Raw genomic sequence first — 16,329 nt, forward strand, 5'->3', positions numbered from 1 at the left:
ACGCCCTCACTCCGTCACACCCCGGCGCGAGTCTCATCCTGATTGACGCTGAATCTCACCTAGATTGCCGCTATGCACTCGTGGTCTTGTCCTTGAACTCGTCATTGGCCTTGATGACGATATAGGCTGGCGACGTGATCAGGTCGTGAGCCTTGAGTAAGCGATAGACCGAAGCCTCTGATACAAAATAACTTTCCGTATCAGTGAACTTCACCGCCAGTTCACGCGGTGACAGGTCGGCATGATCGAGCGCCAGTGCGATGATGCGATCCCGGATATCGTCAGGGATACGATTCCACACCCGCGAAGGTGCGGACGTCCGGTCTTCCAGCCCCTCGACACCGTAGGTCTGGAAGCGATCATACCATCGATAGAAGGTCGGCCTTGGAATGCCCAGCTTGTCGAGAGTTTGCCTGGCTGACAAATGCGACTGCTCCACAAGCCGGATGATCTCAAGCTTTTCGGTGGCGGGATATCTCATTCGTCGTCGCCCCCATCCCCGATCATGCTTTTTTTGAGCAGGCGGTTTTCCAGGGTGACGTCGGCTAATGCCTCCTTCAGGTCACGGCTTTCACGACGCAGCGCTTTTACTTCGTCGCTGGTGGCAGAACGGGCGGTGTCGCCTGCAAGGCGCTTCTTGCCAGCTTCAAGGAATTCCTTCGACCAGCTATAATACAGGCTCTCTGCAATCCCTTCGCGGCGGCAGATCGCAGCAATGCTGTCTTCCCCGCGCAGACCTTCCAGAACAATACGGATTTTATCCTCGGCCGAATAATGTTTACGCGTGGCACGACGGATATCTTTGATCGTCCTCTCCGCAGAAGACGTTTGGGGAACGGGTTTCTGTCTCATCTTTGCGTCCTTTGATAAAGCTATGATGAGCCAAAAATCCTCTCTTCTTAATTAAACCAGTTTTGTCTCAAAGGCGCTGATGTCGGACAGATGGTGTGCTCGACCCATCTCGTACGGTGCAGATTGGTATTCGGGGCGCATCTGAATATTTATGGGAGTTTTCCTATGAGTCGGGCATGACCGTAGTTCACGCCGAGGAAGTGAGCAGGTTGGGTATTCCCGCCATCATTGAGAAAGCACGCAGCATCATCGGAGACGGTCCAACCTATTTGTCATTCGACATTGATAGCCTTGACCCAAGTTTTGCGCCGGGGACTGGTACTCCAGAGATAGGAGGGTTGACAACGCGGGAGGTATTGGAACTCATTCGTGGCTTGAAAGGTATGAACATCGTGGGTGGTGATGTGGTGGAAGTCGCCCCTCAGTACGATGCCACGACCAATACTGCTCAAGCTGGTGCACAAATGTTGTTCGAGATTCTTAGCTTGGTGGCATTAAATCCGTCTGTTTTTAGGTAGCCATATCCCTCAAGTAGACGTGCCGAATGTAACTCGACGGCTCATAGCTGTCGAGTGACAGCCCGCTTCTTAGTTGACGCGGTCGGATGGTTAGGATCGCGCACCCGGTGCGCCTGCAGTCTGTTGACACACAAACAATCAGAGGCGCGGGAAACTCAGTCTCAAGCGAAACAGGCTGCCCAGCCATGGCGCGATTGAAGTAGTCGGCCGCGATGTGAAAGTTCTCCGGCCCGTCGAGGGATCAATATCGGATAGTTCCATAATAGAAGTTATGCGATTTATGCTAAGATATTGTTTTCTATGGCATAATTCAGGAAGTTGATGTCTCCATTGTCATGCACCCCCATCTCCGACGAGGCCTTCCCACATCTTAGTTTGGTGCCCACTATGAACCGCTGCAATATCGTTGAAGGACGTACAATTGCGCGCTAGCGACCGCGCGCCGCTTGAAATTTATCCTGCCACGATGTATATACTAGTGTATATACAAAGGAGACCAATATGCCACAGCTCCGACACTCCGAACCTACACCAGCCCGCGAAGCAAAACTCTTCCGTAACAATAAGAGTCAGGCTGTTCGCATTCCAGCTGACTTCGAACTTCCCGGCGACCGGGTGATGATCCATCGCGATGGAGATCGACTTATCATAGAGCCGGTGCGTCGCCTGAACCTGCTGGAAGTGCTTGCCGGATTGGAACCGCTTGGGCCGGAAGATCAGTTCCCGAATGTTGACGATACCCTGCTACCGTTGAAAGAGATCGACCTGTGAGCGCGCTCTACATGCTTGACACCAATGTCGTGTCCGAGCTTGCACGAAACCCCAAAGGTGCTGTCGCCAGACGCATCGCCGAGGTTGGGCCAGAAGCAGTTTGTGTCAGTATCATCACGGCAGCAGAGTTGCGTTATGGATGTGCCAAAAAGGGGTCGCCGAAGCTACTGGCGCACATCGAGGCCATTCTTGGAAGTATGCAAGTGCTCGCACTTGATACGCCTGCCGACGCCGAATATGGGCGAATCCGAGCCGAATTGGAAGCCGTTGGTAAGCCCATCGGTCCGAATGACCTCTTCATCGCTGCCCATGCTTATGCGCTCGGGGTGGTGTTAGTCACGGCCAATACCGGAGAATTCTCACGCATCCGTGCTCTGAGGGTCGAAAACTGGCTACGCGACTGAGCCGTGCTGTTGTTCGTTCAAAGAGAATCTGACGCTGAATGGACAGATCACTAAAAAGTGCATTTATGATCGGTAGATTGTCCCTTGGTCTGCTCATGCCTGGGATAAAGACTGCTTGAAATCCGCGACACGTCCTGGCGGTATAATGTATAATCGCTGGCATCGTTTCTTGCGATGAACGACTGATTTTCCGCTGACGCCTGCTATGAATGTAGATGCCGAATCTGAACAACGAATGATGCTTTAACTGCTGATGATGACCGACCCGCTCCACATTCTCAAAACCATTTATGGATACGATGCCTTCCGTGGGCGGCAAGCGGAAATCGTATCGCACGCGATAGCAGGCAATAATGCATTCGTCCTGATGCCGACAGGCGGCGGCAAATCGCTATGCTATCAGATTCCCGCCCTTGCGCGACCGGGCATGGGGATCGTGGTTTCACCGCTTCTCGCGTTGATGGCCGATCAGGTCTCCGCGCTCCGGCAGGCGGGTGTGAAGGCTGCGGCGCTCAATTCCGACCTTGCTGGCGATGACAGGCTAGCCTTGTGGCGTGATATCCATGCCGGGGCACTTGATCTGCTCTATGTCGCGCCTGAAACCCTGCTCAGACCGGATACATTGCAACGCCTGAGCGACGTGCCTCTCTCGCTAATCGCTATCGATGAAGCGCATTGCCTGTCGCAATGGGGGCATGATTTCAGACCATCCTATCGACAGCTTGATGTGTTGATGACGCAGTTTCCCGACACGCCACGCATGGCGTTGACCGCAACTGCCGACGAGCCGACACGTGCGGAAATCCTGTCGCATCTGCAGATTGACAAGCGCGATGCCTTCATCGCCGGTTTCGACCGTCCCAATATTCGCTACGCGATCATGGAGAAGGACAATCCTCGTGCGCAGTTGAAACGCTTTCTACAGGATCACCAGGGCGAAAGCGGCATCGTTTACTGTCTTTCGAAACGGAAGACGGAAGAAACAGCCGGATGGCTCCGCAGTCTTGGCTACGACGCCCTCTCCTATCATGGCGGCATGGAAAAGTCCGCGCGCGAGGCGAACCAGGCACGATTCCAGCACGACGAGGCGGTCATCATGGTGGCGACGATTGCCTTTGGGATGGGGATCGACAAGCCGGATGTTCGCTTCGTCGCCCATATCGATCTGCCGGGAAGCATCGAAGCCTATTATCAGGAGACAGGGCGTGCAGGGCGCGACGGACTTCCAGCCGAAGCGATGATGCTCTACGGTTATGACGATATCGTCCTGCGCAGCCGCTTCATCGAGGAATCCGACGCGCCCGATCAGCGTAAGCGGATGGAGCGGCAGAAACTCGATACCCTCCTCGGGCTGGCCGAAACGGCGAACTGTCGCAGACAGGTGCTGCTGTCTTATTTCGGTGATCGATGCGAACCATGCAGCAATTGCGATACCTGCGCCGAACCACCAACCCTCTTCGATGGGACAATAGCCGCGCAGAAAATATTGTCCTGCATTCACAGAACCGGGGAGCGGTTCGGGCAAGCCTATATTGTCGATGTCCTTCTTGGCGTCGACGATGAGCGCATCAGCCGCTTCGGCCACGACCAGATTTCGACTTTCGGAATCGGCCGCGAGCATGACAATCACACCTGGCGTGCGATCATACGGCAGTTGGTCGCGCAGAGGTTAATCGATGTCGACTTTGCCGGACACGGCAGTTTGTCGATCTCGGAGACAGGCAGGCAGTTTTTGCGCGCAAAGCATACGCTCATGTTGCGTGTCCCGCCGAAATCGAAGCCATCGCGTGGTGCTGTTTCGCCTGGAAAATCGGTAACATCCGCCCTTTCGGAGCGTGATGAAGCGCTGTTTCAGGCGCTACGTGAGAAGCGGCTAGAGATCGCGCGCGCCCAAAATGTGCCACCTTATGTGATCTTCCACGATCGCACACTGATCGAACTGGCCACAGCCAGGCCAGCCTCACACGCCCAGATGGCCGATGTGCCCGGTGTGGGCGATACAAAGCTCGAACGCTACGGCCCGGCCTTTTTGGCCGTCATCAACGCACACGATTAGTCCCGCCGAGATCATCGCCCCTGCGGTGTGGCTCTATTATCGGTTCCCGTTGAGCCTGCGCGACGTGGAAGACTTCTTGGCGGAGCGCGGCATCATCGTCACGTTTCAGACCGTCGCAGAATGGGCGGCGAAATTCGGCTTGAAATTCGCTCATCAACTCCGCTGCCGCTCACGAGGCCACTTTGCCGATAAGTGGCAGCTTGATGAGATGGCGGTCCTCGACAAAGAAACCCGCCAGTAACAAGCGGGCTTCTCTGCCGAGATTGGCGGACTATGCCAAGAGTTTCGTGAAGGATTGGGAGCGGCTTTCCCGTTCTGACTGCTACAACATGCACCAGCTCAAGGAGGCCATGTTGCTCCTGATAGCGAACGACGAGCCGCTACTAGGCTCGGAATGGCTTGACCACGCCCTGAAAGGGGATTGGACCGACCATCGGGAATGCCATATCGGCGGCGATTTCCTCTTGGTGTATCAGGTCGAGGATGGAGTGCTCCCTATTTCACCGGACAAGTCGGCTAGTTTGATTTAGCCCTGATGAACAGCCGCGGGGAAGCCATCTTGAGCGCGGAATGTGGATGGATTTCGTTGTAGTCTTCGATCCATCCGTGGATGAGCCGGAGCGCAGTTTCGGCGTCCGGTAGAGCTGATATGCGGATATAATCCCGCTTCAGGGTTTTAACGAAGGCTTCCGACATACCGTTCGACTGCGGGCTAGCCACTGGCGTAAAGCAAGGCGTCAAATTGAGGGCTTGGGCAAACAGTCTCGTGTCTCTTGCTGTGTAGGCCGAACCATTGTCGGAGAGATGCTCGATAGCATGCGGAGCTCGGGTTGCTCCGAAGCGTTTCTCGACCGCCTCCAGCATCATGTCGCGCACGTCCGAGCCGGAGATGCCAGCATTTGCGACCGCTGTCCAGGCAATGATCTCGCGGTCGAAAGCGTCGATGATGAAGGCGAGACGGATGATCTCACCGTTCCAGCAGGTAAATTCCAGACCGTCCGAGCACCAGCGCAGGTTCGAGCGCATGACCATGACCTTGCCGTCGTGGACACGTCCCTTGCGAACAGCCGTATGCTTCTCCAAGAGCATCGCATGATTGCCCATGATGCGATGAACCCGCTTGGCGTTGACGGCGGGCTTATCGGCGGCTCGTCTTTCGCGATTGAGGAGCGCGGCGATCCGCCTATAGCCATAGGTGGGCCTTTGATCCACCAGCCTGCGAATGATCGGCAGAAGCACTGCATCCTCAACCTTGTTGTAGGGCCCGCGCGGCTTTGATCTGCCTTTCAACCGCTCAACGAGATTTGAACGGGACACGCCCAGCGTATTTGCGACGGTCTTCATCGGGAACCGTCCTTCGGCAACAAGATTGGCCGCGATATCCGTTTTTTTGAGTCCGCTTTGGAAAGGGCTTCGCGGAGGATTTCGACCTCCATCGTTTTGCGGCCGAGCATGCGCTCCAACTCACGGACGCGCTCTTCCAGCTTCTTTACTTCCGAATTGCCGACAACTGGCTCGTCAGAATCCACCGCTGCAGCACCTCCCTCGCTCAAAAGTCTGCGCCACCGGTAAAGCAAATTGGGCGCAACGCCATGGCGGCGAGCGGTCGAAGATACCGTCTCGCCTGGCTCAAAACTTTGCTCAATGATTGTCAGTTTCTGCTCAGTTGTCCACCTCCTGCGGCGGACATCACCAGTTAGCAATTCAACGTGTCTGAAGTCGTTAGACATAAGCCTATACTCAACTCTGTGCTTGAGCCTTTCTGCTTATGCCGACTGCCCGGTTGAAATGGGGTGCAGTTCAGAGGACAACAGCGTGATTTTCGTGCGCGCTGGCACCCCACACCGAACTGTTTGAGTGATTAAGGCTTCCTCTAATACTCAAAGCCTCATCGCCTCAAGCCTGCCCCCGGCCGTCCCTTTGGCCACCTGTGACAAGAGCGGGACGTCCGGAGGCTAGCTGTTGTTCACTGTGCAGGCGCTGACACGGTAATCGTACACCTCTGATCTTTCTTTGCGTTGACAGCTGACCGGGAGCACACATCAAGCGCCTGCCGGTTGGCTTGTACAAGTTCACTCGCTTCGACAATGCTACGCCACCCCCCGGGACTTCCCGATTCCATGAGGGCTATCCCGGCTTTCCAACGGTCATTGTTCATGACCACGGAGGCAACGGCCATATCAACCGTTCCAGGCAGTAAACGTGGCACAAATAACATTGCCAGGACACCGGTGATGATACCGAACCCCACCGCGCCAAAGACCCACTTGTTTTGATTATCGCGCACGCGCGCGCCCGAGACGCGTGTTGAAAGATTACGACTCGCGCGTTCAAGGTCGGAAGCCTGTCGTTCGAGCTGCTGCGCGGCGTTCCTTACCAGAGCCTCGCCACTGCGCTCGAGAACCCCTGCATAGTGCTGCGCGCCCTGTCGAAGAATGGGTGACTGCTCGACGCCGTGCAAACGCTCTGCAACATTGTCGAGCGCCTGTACAAGTTGTGCGAGCTGGGGCTTGTAATCGGCTTGAGGCTCGATCTTCTCGAGCTGGTCGAAAGCAGCTTCGATGCCGCGCCGCATCACGGTCATTTCCGCGCCGATCTGCGTGCCCTGCGTCTCGACGGTGCGCCGGAGCGCATCAAAGGCTGCCGCCGGATCACCTGAATCTTCTTCACGCGTTGCGAGCCCAATGCCGTCTGTGTGGTCGTCGAGTTCCGTCATGTTCTCCCTGCCTTACATTTCTATACCAAAGCCCCGATCAATCCGCTGGCCGCGTGTTACCTGCTTCTGCAGCACACGGGCGATGCTTTGATCGCGATCAAGCTCCTGCCCGATTCCAAGCTCCTTGCTGCGATGACGCACGATAGATTCTGCCTTTGGATCGCGTTCGAGGCGCTTGGCAAGGCCCTGCATCTGGCTTTCGATCTTGCCCCGCGCCTCGTCGTGTTGCCAGCCGCGAAGCTTCTGGCGCTGACCGCCCAGCTCCTGCCAGCGATTCACGAACCGCTCGGCCCTGACATTGGGGTCTTGCAGGGCGGCGTTTTCACGCTTCATGCCTGTGATGACATGGGCGACACGCTCCCGACCGGTAAGCTCGGTCATGGCGCGCGCCGTCTGTGGATCATGCCGCAGTGTCGAAACCATCAATTCTTCTGTCCCCGCGCGCACCTGGTCGAGTTGCTGGCCGGCCGCGTGCATCTCCTGCCGCTGCATGTCAAGAACCGGCAGGCCATCACGTTGGTGCTGATCGAGCGACTGATAGGCCCGCACATAGCGGTCAATGGCTGCCTCAAGCGGCGACTGACGTCGTGATCGCTCGGCCAATCTGTCAGTATCGGGGCGGTCTTGTACTGGCACCGACTGCAAGCTCGTCTCCCTTCCCGGCAGTTCTTCCCGCTGCTTGGACGACCCAGAACGCGCATTGAGCCTGAGGTCAGAGAACATACCACCGCGCTGTTTCTGGGCTTGCTGCGGCCGTTTCTGCTCGACCGGCGATCCACTCTCACCGGTGCTGTCCTGCTGCAGCCGCTCGGCCGCCGCGCCGCGCCCGAGTTTCAGGCCCTCGAACGAATTGCGGCGCTGTTGTCGATCACCGACGTTATCCGCGGCCGTTGATTCCCGCTCCGCACGTAGCCCGGCGCGCTCCGCCGGGATCTCGATCTCGCTTACGATCCCCATTTGCTCTGCGATCCCCCGCCGCTCGGCAAATTGGCGCGCGGCAAAGTCGCGGGTATAGTCGAGTGTCGTTTCCTTCACGCCCGACCGTGACAGCTGATTTTTAAGCTGCTCATAAGCAAGATCGCCCGCATCTTGAACCTTCCAAGCGTTCCGGTGCGTCTCCGTTCCGTCTGGAAGGCGAACCGGCTCCGAACCGACATGTTGCAGGCCGATCCTGTCCCCAATCTGCAGTGCCTGTTTCGAAGCCTTCATGGCGCGCTCAAGATCTACGCCCCATAACGTGCGCTGCTCACCTTGATCGTTTTCAAGCGTCACGAAATAGCTCTGACTATTGCCTTCCTTGTGGTTGAACGGTGCGGCCCCATGTTCGACCAGACGACCCACAGCCAACGTTTGACCTACCTGCCGGCCAAGTTCCGATTTGCTGAACTCGTCCTGGCTCCCATAGAGCTGCACTCCGTCGCGATGCCGGGTCATAGCGACGTAGGTTAGATGCCGGTCCATCGTTCTCGACGCCAGCACATAGGCACGATCCACGGTTGCGCCCTGATTTTTGTGAATTGTCGTCGCATAGCCGTGGTCGACCGCCTGATAGTCGTCCATCGGCACGCTGACGCTGCGCCCTTCCTTACCGCTCGCCCCGTCGAGCTGCGCGACGATCCTGGGGCCAGCACCTGGTCGGCCGACCTCAACATGCTCGACGGTACCCAACATCCCGTTTTTTACGCCAAGGTCGCGATTGTTCTCAAGGAACACGATGCGGTCGCCCGGGGCGAACTCGCGTTTGCCGTCGTTGGTCTGGAAGACCAGCCCCTCCCCGAGGGCGCCACGCGCCAGCTCGCCCTCGGACAGCCCCCGGCTATCGCCGGGCACGTTGTCCCGGGCCCGTAGCTCAGCTCTGATCGCGTCATTGATGGCGCGAACATCGGCCCGGCGATACGCCATCGCAATCCGGGTGCCGTCCGGACGCACTTGCGCGTCGGCAAGGTAATCACGCACGATCTGACCGCGCGCATCCTCGCCCGTCTCGGCAAAGCTGATATTGCCGCGATCCCGATAGGCGCTCAGACCCTCAGCCGTTCGGTGCGTGGCGAAGGCAACCGACGCGTCCCGCTGCCAGTCAATACGCTGCCTGCGTATCTGGGAAAGCTCGGCATGACCGATTTCCTCGGTGATCGCCCGGAATGGTGCGCCGGCCCCGATTGCCTGTAGCTGCTCATGATCGCCGACAAGGACGATCTTCGCACCGCGTGCCTCGGCCTCGCCAATGAACCGGGCGAGCTGCCGGCTTCCCACCATGCCTGCTTCGTCGATCACAAACACATCACCGCGATTGAGCGTGCGACGGTCGTTCTGCCAACTCATGTCCCACGACGCCAGGGTGCGGCTCTGAACTCCAGAACTCTCCTCCAGACCCTCGGCTGCCTTGCCCGACAAGGCCGCACCGTGAACCCTGTAGCCTTCTGCCTCCCATGCCTCACGCGCCGCCGCCAGCATCGTGCTCTTGCCAGCACCCGCATAACCGACAACCGCAGCAATGCGCTCCGGCCCAGTGACATGCTCAATCGCCCGCCGCTGCTCATCGGAGAGACGTGCAGCGTCGATAAGCCGATCGCGCTCACCGCGATCTAACTCACCCCGCTCGACCTTGTCAGCGGTATCGCTCGAAACGCTTGTCCGGATCGCAGCATCCTGACGCCCGATCGCTTGTTCGACATGCTTGCGATCGACACCATGATGATCGCTCAGCCTGTGGCTGTGCGACGCGTGCATCCGCTGCGCGCATTCGATCATACCGGATTCGATCTCGACCATTCCGCGCGTCGAATAACGCGCTAACTCGAATTCACCCGTCACCGGATCATGGCTTTCCGCCTGTAGTTCAACAAGGGCCGATGACGCCATCACCTTGGCAAAGGCGCTCTGGAACTCTCCAATGTTATCGTTGATGTAGCGATGCAGCGCTCGCGCAACATCACGCCGATCAAAGACGCTTTTCTCTCCCGTGATGATTTCAAGAACCTGTTCCGGCTTCTCGCGGATCAGCTCCGAATTGCGCCGCGCGGCATCTTCATCCAGCCGCGACCGCGACACGACGAGACCACGCCGCTCCATCTGCGTCGCATGAACCCCCATATGCTCCGTCGGCGCAATCTCAAGACCCCGCTCCAGATGCGAACGGTGATCAATGCGAATATCATGTCCGGCCCGAGCAAGGCTTTCATTCGCAATCCCTTCCCATCGCATGCGGAGATCACGAAGCTGCATATCCGTGGTTGGCAGATCCGCTGACAGAAGCCATTTGTTTTCACGCTCGAGAAGGTTCTTGTCAGCGAGACCATCCCCCCTCACCTGCCGTGTTGTCATCATTATATGCGCATGGTGGTTTCGAATGTCGCTGTCGTCTTGCGGCGCATGAATGGCGAAGTCGATTGCCGCGCCAAAACGATCGGCAAGCTCATGGGCGAAAATCCGCGTTGCCTCAAGCCGTTGATCCGCAGTCAGCTCATGCGGCAATGCAATTTCAAACTCGCGTGCGACACGTGCATCCTTGCGCTTTTCGCAAAGCTCGGCTGCATTCCATAAGGCTGAACGATCCCGCGCCCATTCCGCATCGACACCTTCCGGTAAGACGATCTCGGCATGTTCCACGCCGCTTTTGTTGGTGTAATCATGGGTGATGCCATCACGCTCATTCGTCAGCTTTGACGCCGAGCGGTAGGCGATGGCAGCAACAGCACTTCGTCCCCTGGATCGGGAAATCGGCTTCATGCTTAAATGATAAATAGCCACGCCAATATTCTCTGACTAAATCAAGATCGTTGTTAGCGCATGTAGCGTAAACCGCATTGAGTTGCGAAGCAACTCGTAAGTGCGCCCTTAAATTTTCGTTTCGCTTTGCTCTCTCAATCTTCGGTGTTAACCTGCAGCAGTGTCGATGCTTTAAAACTGAAGCCAGTCCTGGCTGCAATGACCGAAGTTTTGGATTGGCGATGAAGCAGGGTGAACGTCGCTGCTCAGATCAAAACCTCGCAACAATGAGGGCGGTTTTAAATGACCGAATACACCAATGAGAGATCCGCATTCAAACGGCTGAGGGACGTGTATCTGTGAGCTCGGATATCCCAGCTGGATGCACGCAGGCGGTTGACAACGTTATGGCGACAGTTTTCAAAGTAATAATGAGATTCTCAGGATCATCTTTCCGGCGACCAGTACACGGCATGAAATGCCGCCACAGCCGATGATCCACACTTTCTGCCGTAAGTTCGTAGCCATTGCCGCTACATGAAGTTGGCGAAAGCCGTAGTAAGGGAAACTATTCCAAGCTCAATGAGATTCTAAGGGAGTAGAAGTGTGGCACGCAAATCCATCGAAGAACGTCTGGCCCAGCTGAATGCGCAGCGTTCCGCTTTGAAAGCCAGACTATCGAAACAGGAGCGCGCCAACGATACACGCCGAAAGGTGCTGCTTGGCGCGCTAGTGCTGCATCGCGTTGAAAGCGGAAACGATGAGGAACTTTCCCAACGCCTGAAAGAATGGCTGAAGAATGAGCTGCCCGTGTTTCTGACGCGCGAAGCCGACAGGATACTGTTTGCTGATCTGATCGGGAAAACGTCCAACCGTGCAAGCAACGAAGGAGCGGGTTAATGAATCAGGCGACACTTGCATGCGCAGCGTTCAGGAACATGCTGCGTGCTGCTGCGCGAGATCCGCTGTGGGCATTGGTTTCCCTTCTTTCTGTTCCATTCCGTTTTGGAAGAACGATCTTTCAGGTAGGCATCTTCTATTTCGTTGTCGTTTTTGTGTTCGCTTTCATCCTGGAATATGCGATGCGTTCTCTCAATATCGACCGCGGTGATACGCTCTGGTATGTGGGAAATACTGCCTTTACAGCATTCGTACTTCTCCTCTTGTTCCGCCTCATCACCAATCCGCTAATTAATCATTTCGGGGATCCTGACGGCGAAACCCACGGGTCTGCCCGCTTCGCCACCGATAAGGAAACCGCTGCCCGCACCCGCACCGATTCCGGTCTGCTCATCGGCCGCGACCCGAAGTCCGCAAAACTGCTTCGCTATGAAGGCCCGGCCCATCTGCTCACAATGGCACCGACGCGTACCGGTAAGGGCGTGGGAACAATTATCCCGAACCTGCTCATCACCGATCGATCTGTAATCTGTATCGATCCAAAGGGCGAAAACGCCAAGGTCACCGTCCGCGCCCGACAGCAATTTGGCCCCGTTCATGTCCTCGATCCCTTCGGTGTTACCGGTCAGCCCTCCGCTGCCTTCAATCCACTCGACAATCTCGATCCCACAGGGCTCGATGTCGCAGAAGATGCAACCACGCTAGCCGACGCCCTCGTATTCGATGAACCGGGCATGAGTGGGGATGCGCACTGGAATGAGGAAGCGAAAGCACTCATTGCCGGTTTGATCCTTCATATTGTCGCCAGCGAGCCGCGCGACAGGCGAAACCTCGCCACCCTGCGAGACTATCTCACCCTCCCCCCTGAAGCTTTCGTAGCCCTCCTGAAAGAAATGCAGGCCTCAACAGCGTCAGCTGGTTTGATTGCCCGCGCCGCAAACCGCCATTTTGGTAAATCCGATCGGGAAGGTGCTGGCGTACTTTCCGCCGCGCAGCGTCATACCCATTTTCTCGACAGTCCACGCATGGCTACGATCCTCGCCAGATCTGATTTTCGCTTTGCTGATCTCAAGCACCGCAATATCTCGGTGTTTCTCGTCCTTCCCCCCGATCGGCTCGCCACCTACTCTCGCTGGCTGCGCTTGCTCGTCGCGCAAAGCCTGACCGACATGGCCCGGGATCAAGCCAAACCGGTTACCCCGGTTCTCTATCTGTTGGATGAGTTCGCAGCCCTTGGCCACCTGGCACCGGTGGAACGCGCAATGGGGCTTATGGCAGGCTACGGTGTCCAGCTCTGGCCCATCCTGCAGGACATTCACCAGCTTCGCGCCACCTACGGAAAGCGCGCTGGCACCTTTCTATCGAATGCTGGCGTCCTGCAAGTCTTCGGTGTCAACGATCACGACAGCGCCCAATTCGTCTCCGATTTGCTCGGACAGGAAACCGTGGTTTTCCAGACCATGAGCCGGGCACTCGATTCACAACAGTCTGGTATTTCTCACGCCCAACACCATACAGCGCGTGCCTTGCTCACCCCCGATGAGGTCCGCAATCTTCAGCCACATCTCGAACTGCTCTTCCTCGCAGGCCAACGGCCGATCGTCGCCAACAAGATCGCATATTATGCCGATGCTGAATTCAGAGGACTGTATGACGGTCACTGAGCGGTTCACGACCCCTTGGACGAGAGGCGCGCAGCGAGAGTTAAAAGCATGATTATTTTGACTAAATCATTATCGGCAAAAAGGTCGATCCATTTAACGCTGTGATAACAGGAGGAACATATGTTTCGCTATTTAGCACGCAGACATGATCGCAAGCACATTATAAAATCATTACAACGTCAAAAGCTCATCGAACACAGGTCTATAAAGTTTAAGTATGATAGCTCATTGACATTCGCAGTTCACAAGAAAGAAGCAAAAAGCGTCGACAGCATAGAGTTAGAGCTCGATGAAAATTTCAACGCGCAGGCATTTTTCTCTCCTATTTTGCCGCCTGAACCACTAAGCGAAAGCACAGACCAGGTTGTTTTCCAATCTGACATCACGACTGAAGAGGAAGAGAATAATATATTTGAATGCGAGATAACTGACAGCGGAACGAAAGAACACGCTATCGTTGTCTTTCATCATTGGTACGCACGCAATCGTTATTCCGCATTCGCAAAATTTTTCGCAGCTAGGGGTATCACCGTTGTCGAGGCTACCCTTCCGTATCACTTCAGGCGTGGTTCTGACGACTTCTCCGAAGAAAAGCTTTTGAATGCCGATATAAACCTTACCATCCGTTCGATGCGCCAGGCGGTTCTGGATGGCCGCAAACTTGTACGTTGGCTCGGTAAGCAGGGATACTATAAAATCTCCGTGGTAGGGATGTGTATAGGTGGCTTGGTTGCAGGTCTCATCGCTGCGCACGAAGAAAAAGTGCGTAAGGCAGTCCTGATGGTATCGCCAGCTAAACCCGCCGAACTGGTATGGACTGCGTAAACTTTAAGAGGGCTGCGTAGCCGTATCGAGCCAGCAATGTCTTTAGACGAATTGAAAAGCGCTTGGGGTCTAATCGATCTTGAAAATCATCTTTCAAGGCTAACACGACCTCACCTGAATATAATGTTTGTGTTAGGAAAAGACGATACGATCGTATGTCCAAATCTTTCGGATCGGGTAGTTGATGTGTTAGAAAAAGGTGCTCGTAGACCTGAAGTTTTACGTCTGAATTGCGGCCATTCGTCCGTCGGAATCTTTCCTTTTAATTTAATCGCGGCCCATAGGGTACTGCGATTTTTGAAAGATTGGCCAACTTTAGCTGAGTTGTGGGATGTTCGGAACTTCCGCTACGACTTTAGCGAATTGCCTAGCCGTCGTCAGCGCACCAAGATACGAAGATTCATGAACTTCTCGCAATAATATGGACACGGTGTCCAGCCCAATCTGCTTGAAAAATGTAGGCTTCGCTCACGCGGGTCAGCGAACCGCAGAATATCACGATTGTCGGGTGGTTTGGATGGAACTTGCACACGACGGTAAACGTCAGTTTGAACACTGAACCGTCTACACCTGTTTTCGCATTAGAGGCGGAAAAGACGTCGCTCCCGGCCATGAAGATTGATATGAAAAGAAGAATAAATCACTTTTCTGAAATGCTATTATAACGGAGCATCTCTTAGCGATCACCGTGATGGCGCTGAAAACGAGGGAGTTGAAAGTGAAAAGTGAGTCACTAGATTACTCAAACGAGCATTCCTTGGAAAAAACCAATGATCCTGAAATCGATAAGCCAATCTTTAGGCGTCCTGGTTTTAACGGGATAAGTACGTTTGAAGAAATCGATCATCGGCTTGCGAAGTACCTCCGCGAAGCGCGTGAACAGGCGCGCCTCAAACAAGCCGACTTTGCCCCTCTAATAGGGCTTTCGACACCGGTTTATGGCCGATATGAACGGGCATTTTCAAAGCTTCATGTCACTCGCATGATTCATATCTGCGAAGTGCTCGGCGTTATACCCATCGATATGCTTTATGAAGCAGCGCCTCATTTGTGGGGCAATAGTGAGGAGGAAGCCAAAGAACGCGTGGAACTTGCGAAACTCTTGGCAAATCTTCCGCATAGCTTGCTGCGTGATCTGCTCCCCGTGGTTAGAACACTCTCCAACCTGCAGAGCCAGGTCGATGCCAAACTCATAACCTGAATTCAACGCCATCGCAGTCGAGATTGCCCGTTCCATGGAACAACGTAACAGCCGTCACAACTTCATGTATTTTATTCGAACCAACTACCGCTGACGGCAGCATAGCCGCTTACCACTTCAGTTTTCAGAATTGCGGGGGACGGCAACTGCCTAAATCGCTGGGGCGTCTGGCCGGTTTGAATGTCGGATGTTATGGTTCTACGATTAAAGTGACGAACAACTTCTCAAAAATATCGGTCAAGCTTGATAACCTCGTCAAGTTTAAGGCTGGGGCGTCGGTCTCGAGATTGAGGTGGACTGCCCTGTCGTAAACAGCGACGCATTCCTTGTTTGTAATGCGAGACATATAAATGATGCCGTCGAATTCGGTTTGGTCGTAGATTTCCTGACTTAATCGTCTACCTGCGGCTTGAGCCTTTGCGCGTACGGTATCGGTCGATATTCCAAGCAGGCTGGCGCCCTCATAGCGCAAGTCGAGCAAAAATAGCGGCTTCGGATTACGGATCACAGCAATTGAATAGCGGCAATCTTTCGACCAGCACCGACGCCATTTTATGCCGTCTTCCTCAATTGACCGCTCGATCAATGGACTGCTTTTGCAGGTAAAAGATATCCGACCGCCCGCATTAGTGGGGTCAACTGCACCGATCAAAGCCGAACTGGACCAGATGACCACTGGCAGCATCAATCGCACACAACCAACTCGTCAGGAAA

12 protein-coding genes and 3 pseudogenes are annotated in these 16,329 nt (G+C 55.3%); 10 read left to right on the forward strand and 5 right to left on the reverse strand.

The window, feature by feature from the left end; all coding sequences use genetic code 11:
• Positions 1–76: 76 nt before the first annotated feature.
• A pseudogene (locus OPR82_RS17255) lies at positions 77–852 on the reverse strand (helix-turn-helix domain-containing protein); the annotation flags it as partial.
• Between the two features lie 89 nt (positions 853–941).
• Between OPR82_RS17255 and OPR82_RS17260 the strand changes: the two are divergent.
• From OPR82_RS17260 to OPR82_RS17285, 6 genes and pseudogenes are all read left to right on the forward strand, one after another.
• A pseudogene (locus tag OPR82_RS17260) lies at positions 942–1,370 on the forward strand (arginase family protein); the annotation flags it as partial.
• Positions 1,371–1,871: 501 nt separating this feature from the next.
• Positions 1,872–2,141 carry an antitoxin gene (locus OPR82_RS17265; RefSeq protein ID WP_094544322.1) on the forward strand — a complete coding sequence of 90 codons (270 nt, stop codon included), beginning with the start codon at positions 1,872–1,874 and terminating at the stop codon, positions 2,139–2,141.
• Positions 2,138–2,545 carry a type II toxin-antitoxin system VapC family toxin gene (locus OPR82_RS17270; RefSeq protein WP_094544323.1) on the forward strand — a complete coding sequence of 136 codons (408 nt, stop codon included), beginning with the start codon at positions 2,138–2,140 and terminating at the stop codon, positions 2,543–2,545. Before OPR82_RS17265 ends, OPR82_RS17270 begins: the two co-directional genes overlap by 4 nt.
• Positions 2,546–2,798: 253 nt before the next feature.
• Positions 2,799–4,601 (forward strand): DNA helicase RecQ, encoded by a 1,803-nt coding sequence (recQ, locus tag OPR82_RS17275; protein ID WP_094544324.1) that lies wholly within the window; start codon positions 2,799–2,801, stop codon positions 4,599–4,601.
• Positions 4,597–4,818: pseudogene (locus OPR82_RS17280) on the forward strand (IS6 family transposase); the annotation flags it as partial. The gene recQ and the pseudogene OPR82_RS17280, both read left to right, overlap by 5 nt.
• Positions 4,819–4,864: 46 nt before the next feature.
• On the forward strand, positions 4,865–5,131 hold the full coding sequence (locus OPR82_RS17285; RefSeq protein WP_265986191.1) for a type II toxin-antitoxin system YafQ family toxin: 267 nt from the start codon (positions 4,865–4,867) through the stop codon (positions 5,129–5,131).
• Here the strand turns inward: OPR82_RS17285 and OPR82_RS17290 are convergent.
• The 3 genes from OPR82_RS17290 to traA all read right to left on the reverse strand — a co-directional run bounded on the left by OPR82_RS17290 (position 5,118) and on the right by traA (position 11,067).
• A protein-coding gene (locus OPR82_RS17290; RefSeq protein ID WP_094544326.1) for an IS3 family transposase occupies positions 5,118–6,331 on the reverse strand; the annotation gives its coding sequence in 2 pieces (ribosomal slippage) (positions 5,118–5,995 and positions 5,995–6,331; 1,215 coding nt in all). The genes OPR82_RS17285 and OPR82_RS17290 overlap by 14 nt on opposite strands.
• Positions 6,332–6,567: 236 nt before the next feature.
• A complete protein-coding gene (locus OPR82_RS17295) occupies positions 6,568–7,317 on the reverse strand; it encodes a DUF6118 family protein (protein WP_265986192.1) in 750 nt (249 codons plus the stop codon).
• Positions 7,318–7,329: 12 nt separating this feature from the next.
• On the reverse strand, positions 7,330–11,067 hold the full coding sequence (gene traA / locus OPR82_RS17300) for a Ti-type conjugative transfer relaxase TraA (RefSeq protein ID WP_265986194.1): 3,738 nt from the start codon (positions 11,065–11,067) through the stop codon (positions 7,330–7,332).
• Positions 11,068–11,631: 564 nt separating this feature from the next.
• On the opposite strand from traA, the gene OPR82_RS17305 reads away from it, so the two are divergent.
• From OPR82_RS17305 to OPR82_RS17320, 4 genes are all read left to right on the forward strand, one after another.
• Positions 11,632–11,925 carry a mobilization protein gene (locus OPR82_RS17305; RefSeq protein ID WP_265986195.1) on the forward strand — a complete coding sequence of 98 codons (294 nt, stop codon included), beginning with the start codon at positions 11,632–11,634 and terminating at the stop codon, positions 11,923–11,925.
• A complete protein-coding gene (locus OPR82_RS17310) occupies positions 11,925–13,589 on the forward strand; it encodes a type IV secretory system conjugative DNA transfer family protein (protein WP_094544330.1) in 1,665 nt (554 codons plus the stop codon). Before OPR82_RS17305 ends, OPR82_RS17310 begins: the two co-directional genes overlap by 1 nt.
• Positions 13,590–13,709: 120 nt before the next feature.
• Positions 13,710–14,414, forward strand: coding sequence for an RcgR family putative quorum lactone hydrolase (locus OPR82_RS17315; RefSeq protein WP_265986196.1), 705 nt, complete (start codon positions 13,710–13,712; stop codon positions 14,412–14,414).
• Positions 14,415–15,105: 691 nt separating this feature from the next.
• Positions 15,106–15,615 (forward strand): helix-turn-helix domain-containing protein, encoded by a 510-nt coding sequence (locus tag OPR82_RS17320; protein ID WP_094515344.1) that lies wholly within the window; start codon positions 15,106–15,108, stop codon positions 15,613–15,615.
• A gap of 190 nt (positions 15,616–15,805) precedes the next feature.
• On the opposite strand, the gene OPR82_RS17325 is transcribed toward OPR82_RS17320, so the two are convergent.
• Complete coding sequence (locus OPR82_RS17325; protein ID WP_235819121.1) at positions 15,806–16,300, reverse strand: hypothetical protein; 495 nt, start codon at positions 16,298–16,300, stop codon at positions 15,806–15,808.
• Positions 16,301–16,329 lie beyond the last annotated feature (29 nt).

The sequence above is a fragment of the Ochrobactrum chromiisoli genome (assembly GCF_026241335.1).
Taxonomy (GTDB): Bacteria; Pseudomonadota; Alphaproteobacteria; order Rhizobiales; family Rhizobiaceae; genus Brucella; species Brucella chromiisoli.

Excerpts from the sequence above, each read along its gene's own strand:
- OPR82_RS17310 (WP_094544330.1), top strand. The coding sequence starts at position 11,925 with ATGAATCAGGCGACACTTGCATGCGCAGCGTTCAGGAACATGCTGCGT.
- recQ (WP_094544324.1), top strand. The coding sequence starts at position 2,799 with ATGATGACCGACCCGCTCCACATTCTCAAAACCATTTATGGATACGAT.
- OPR82_RS17320 (WP_094515344.1), top strand. The coding sequence starts at position 15,106 with ATGGCGCTGAAAACGAGGGAGTTGAAAGTGAAAAGTGAGTCACTAGAT.
- OPR82_RS17295 (WP_265986192.1), bottom strand. The coding sequence starts at position 7,317 with ATGACGGAACTCGACGACCACACAGACGGCATTGGGCTCGCAACGCGT.
- OPR82_RS17315 (WP_265986196.1), top strand. The coding sequence starts at position 13,710 with ATGTTTCGCTATTTAGCACGCAGACATGATCGCAAGCACATTATAAAA.
- OPR82_RS17325 (WP_235819121.1), bottom strand. The coding sequence starts at position 16,300 with ATGCTGCCAGTGGTCATCTGGTCCAGTTCGGCTTTGATCGGTGCAGTT.
- OPR82_RS17265 (WP_094544322.1), top strand. The coding sequence starts at position 1,872 with ATGCCACAGCTCCGACACTCCGAACCTACACCAGCCCGCGAAGCAAAA.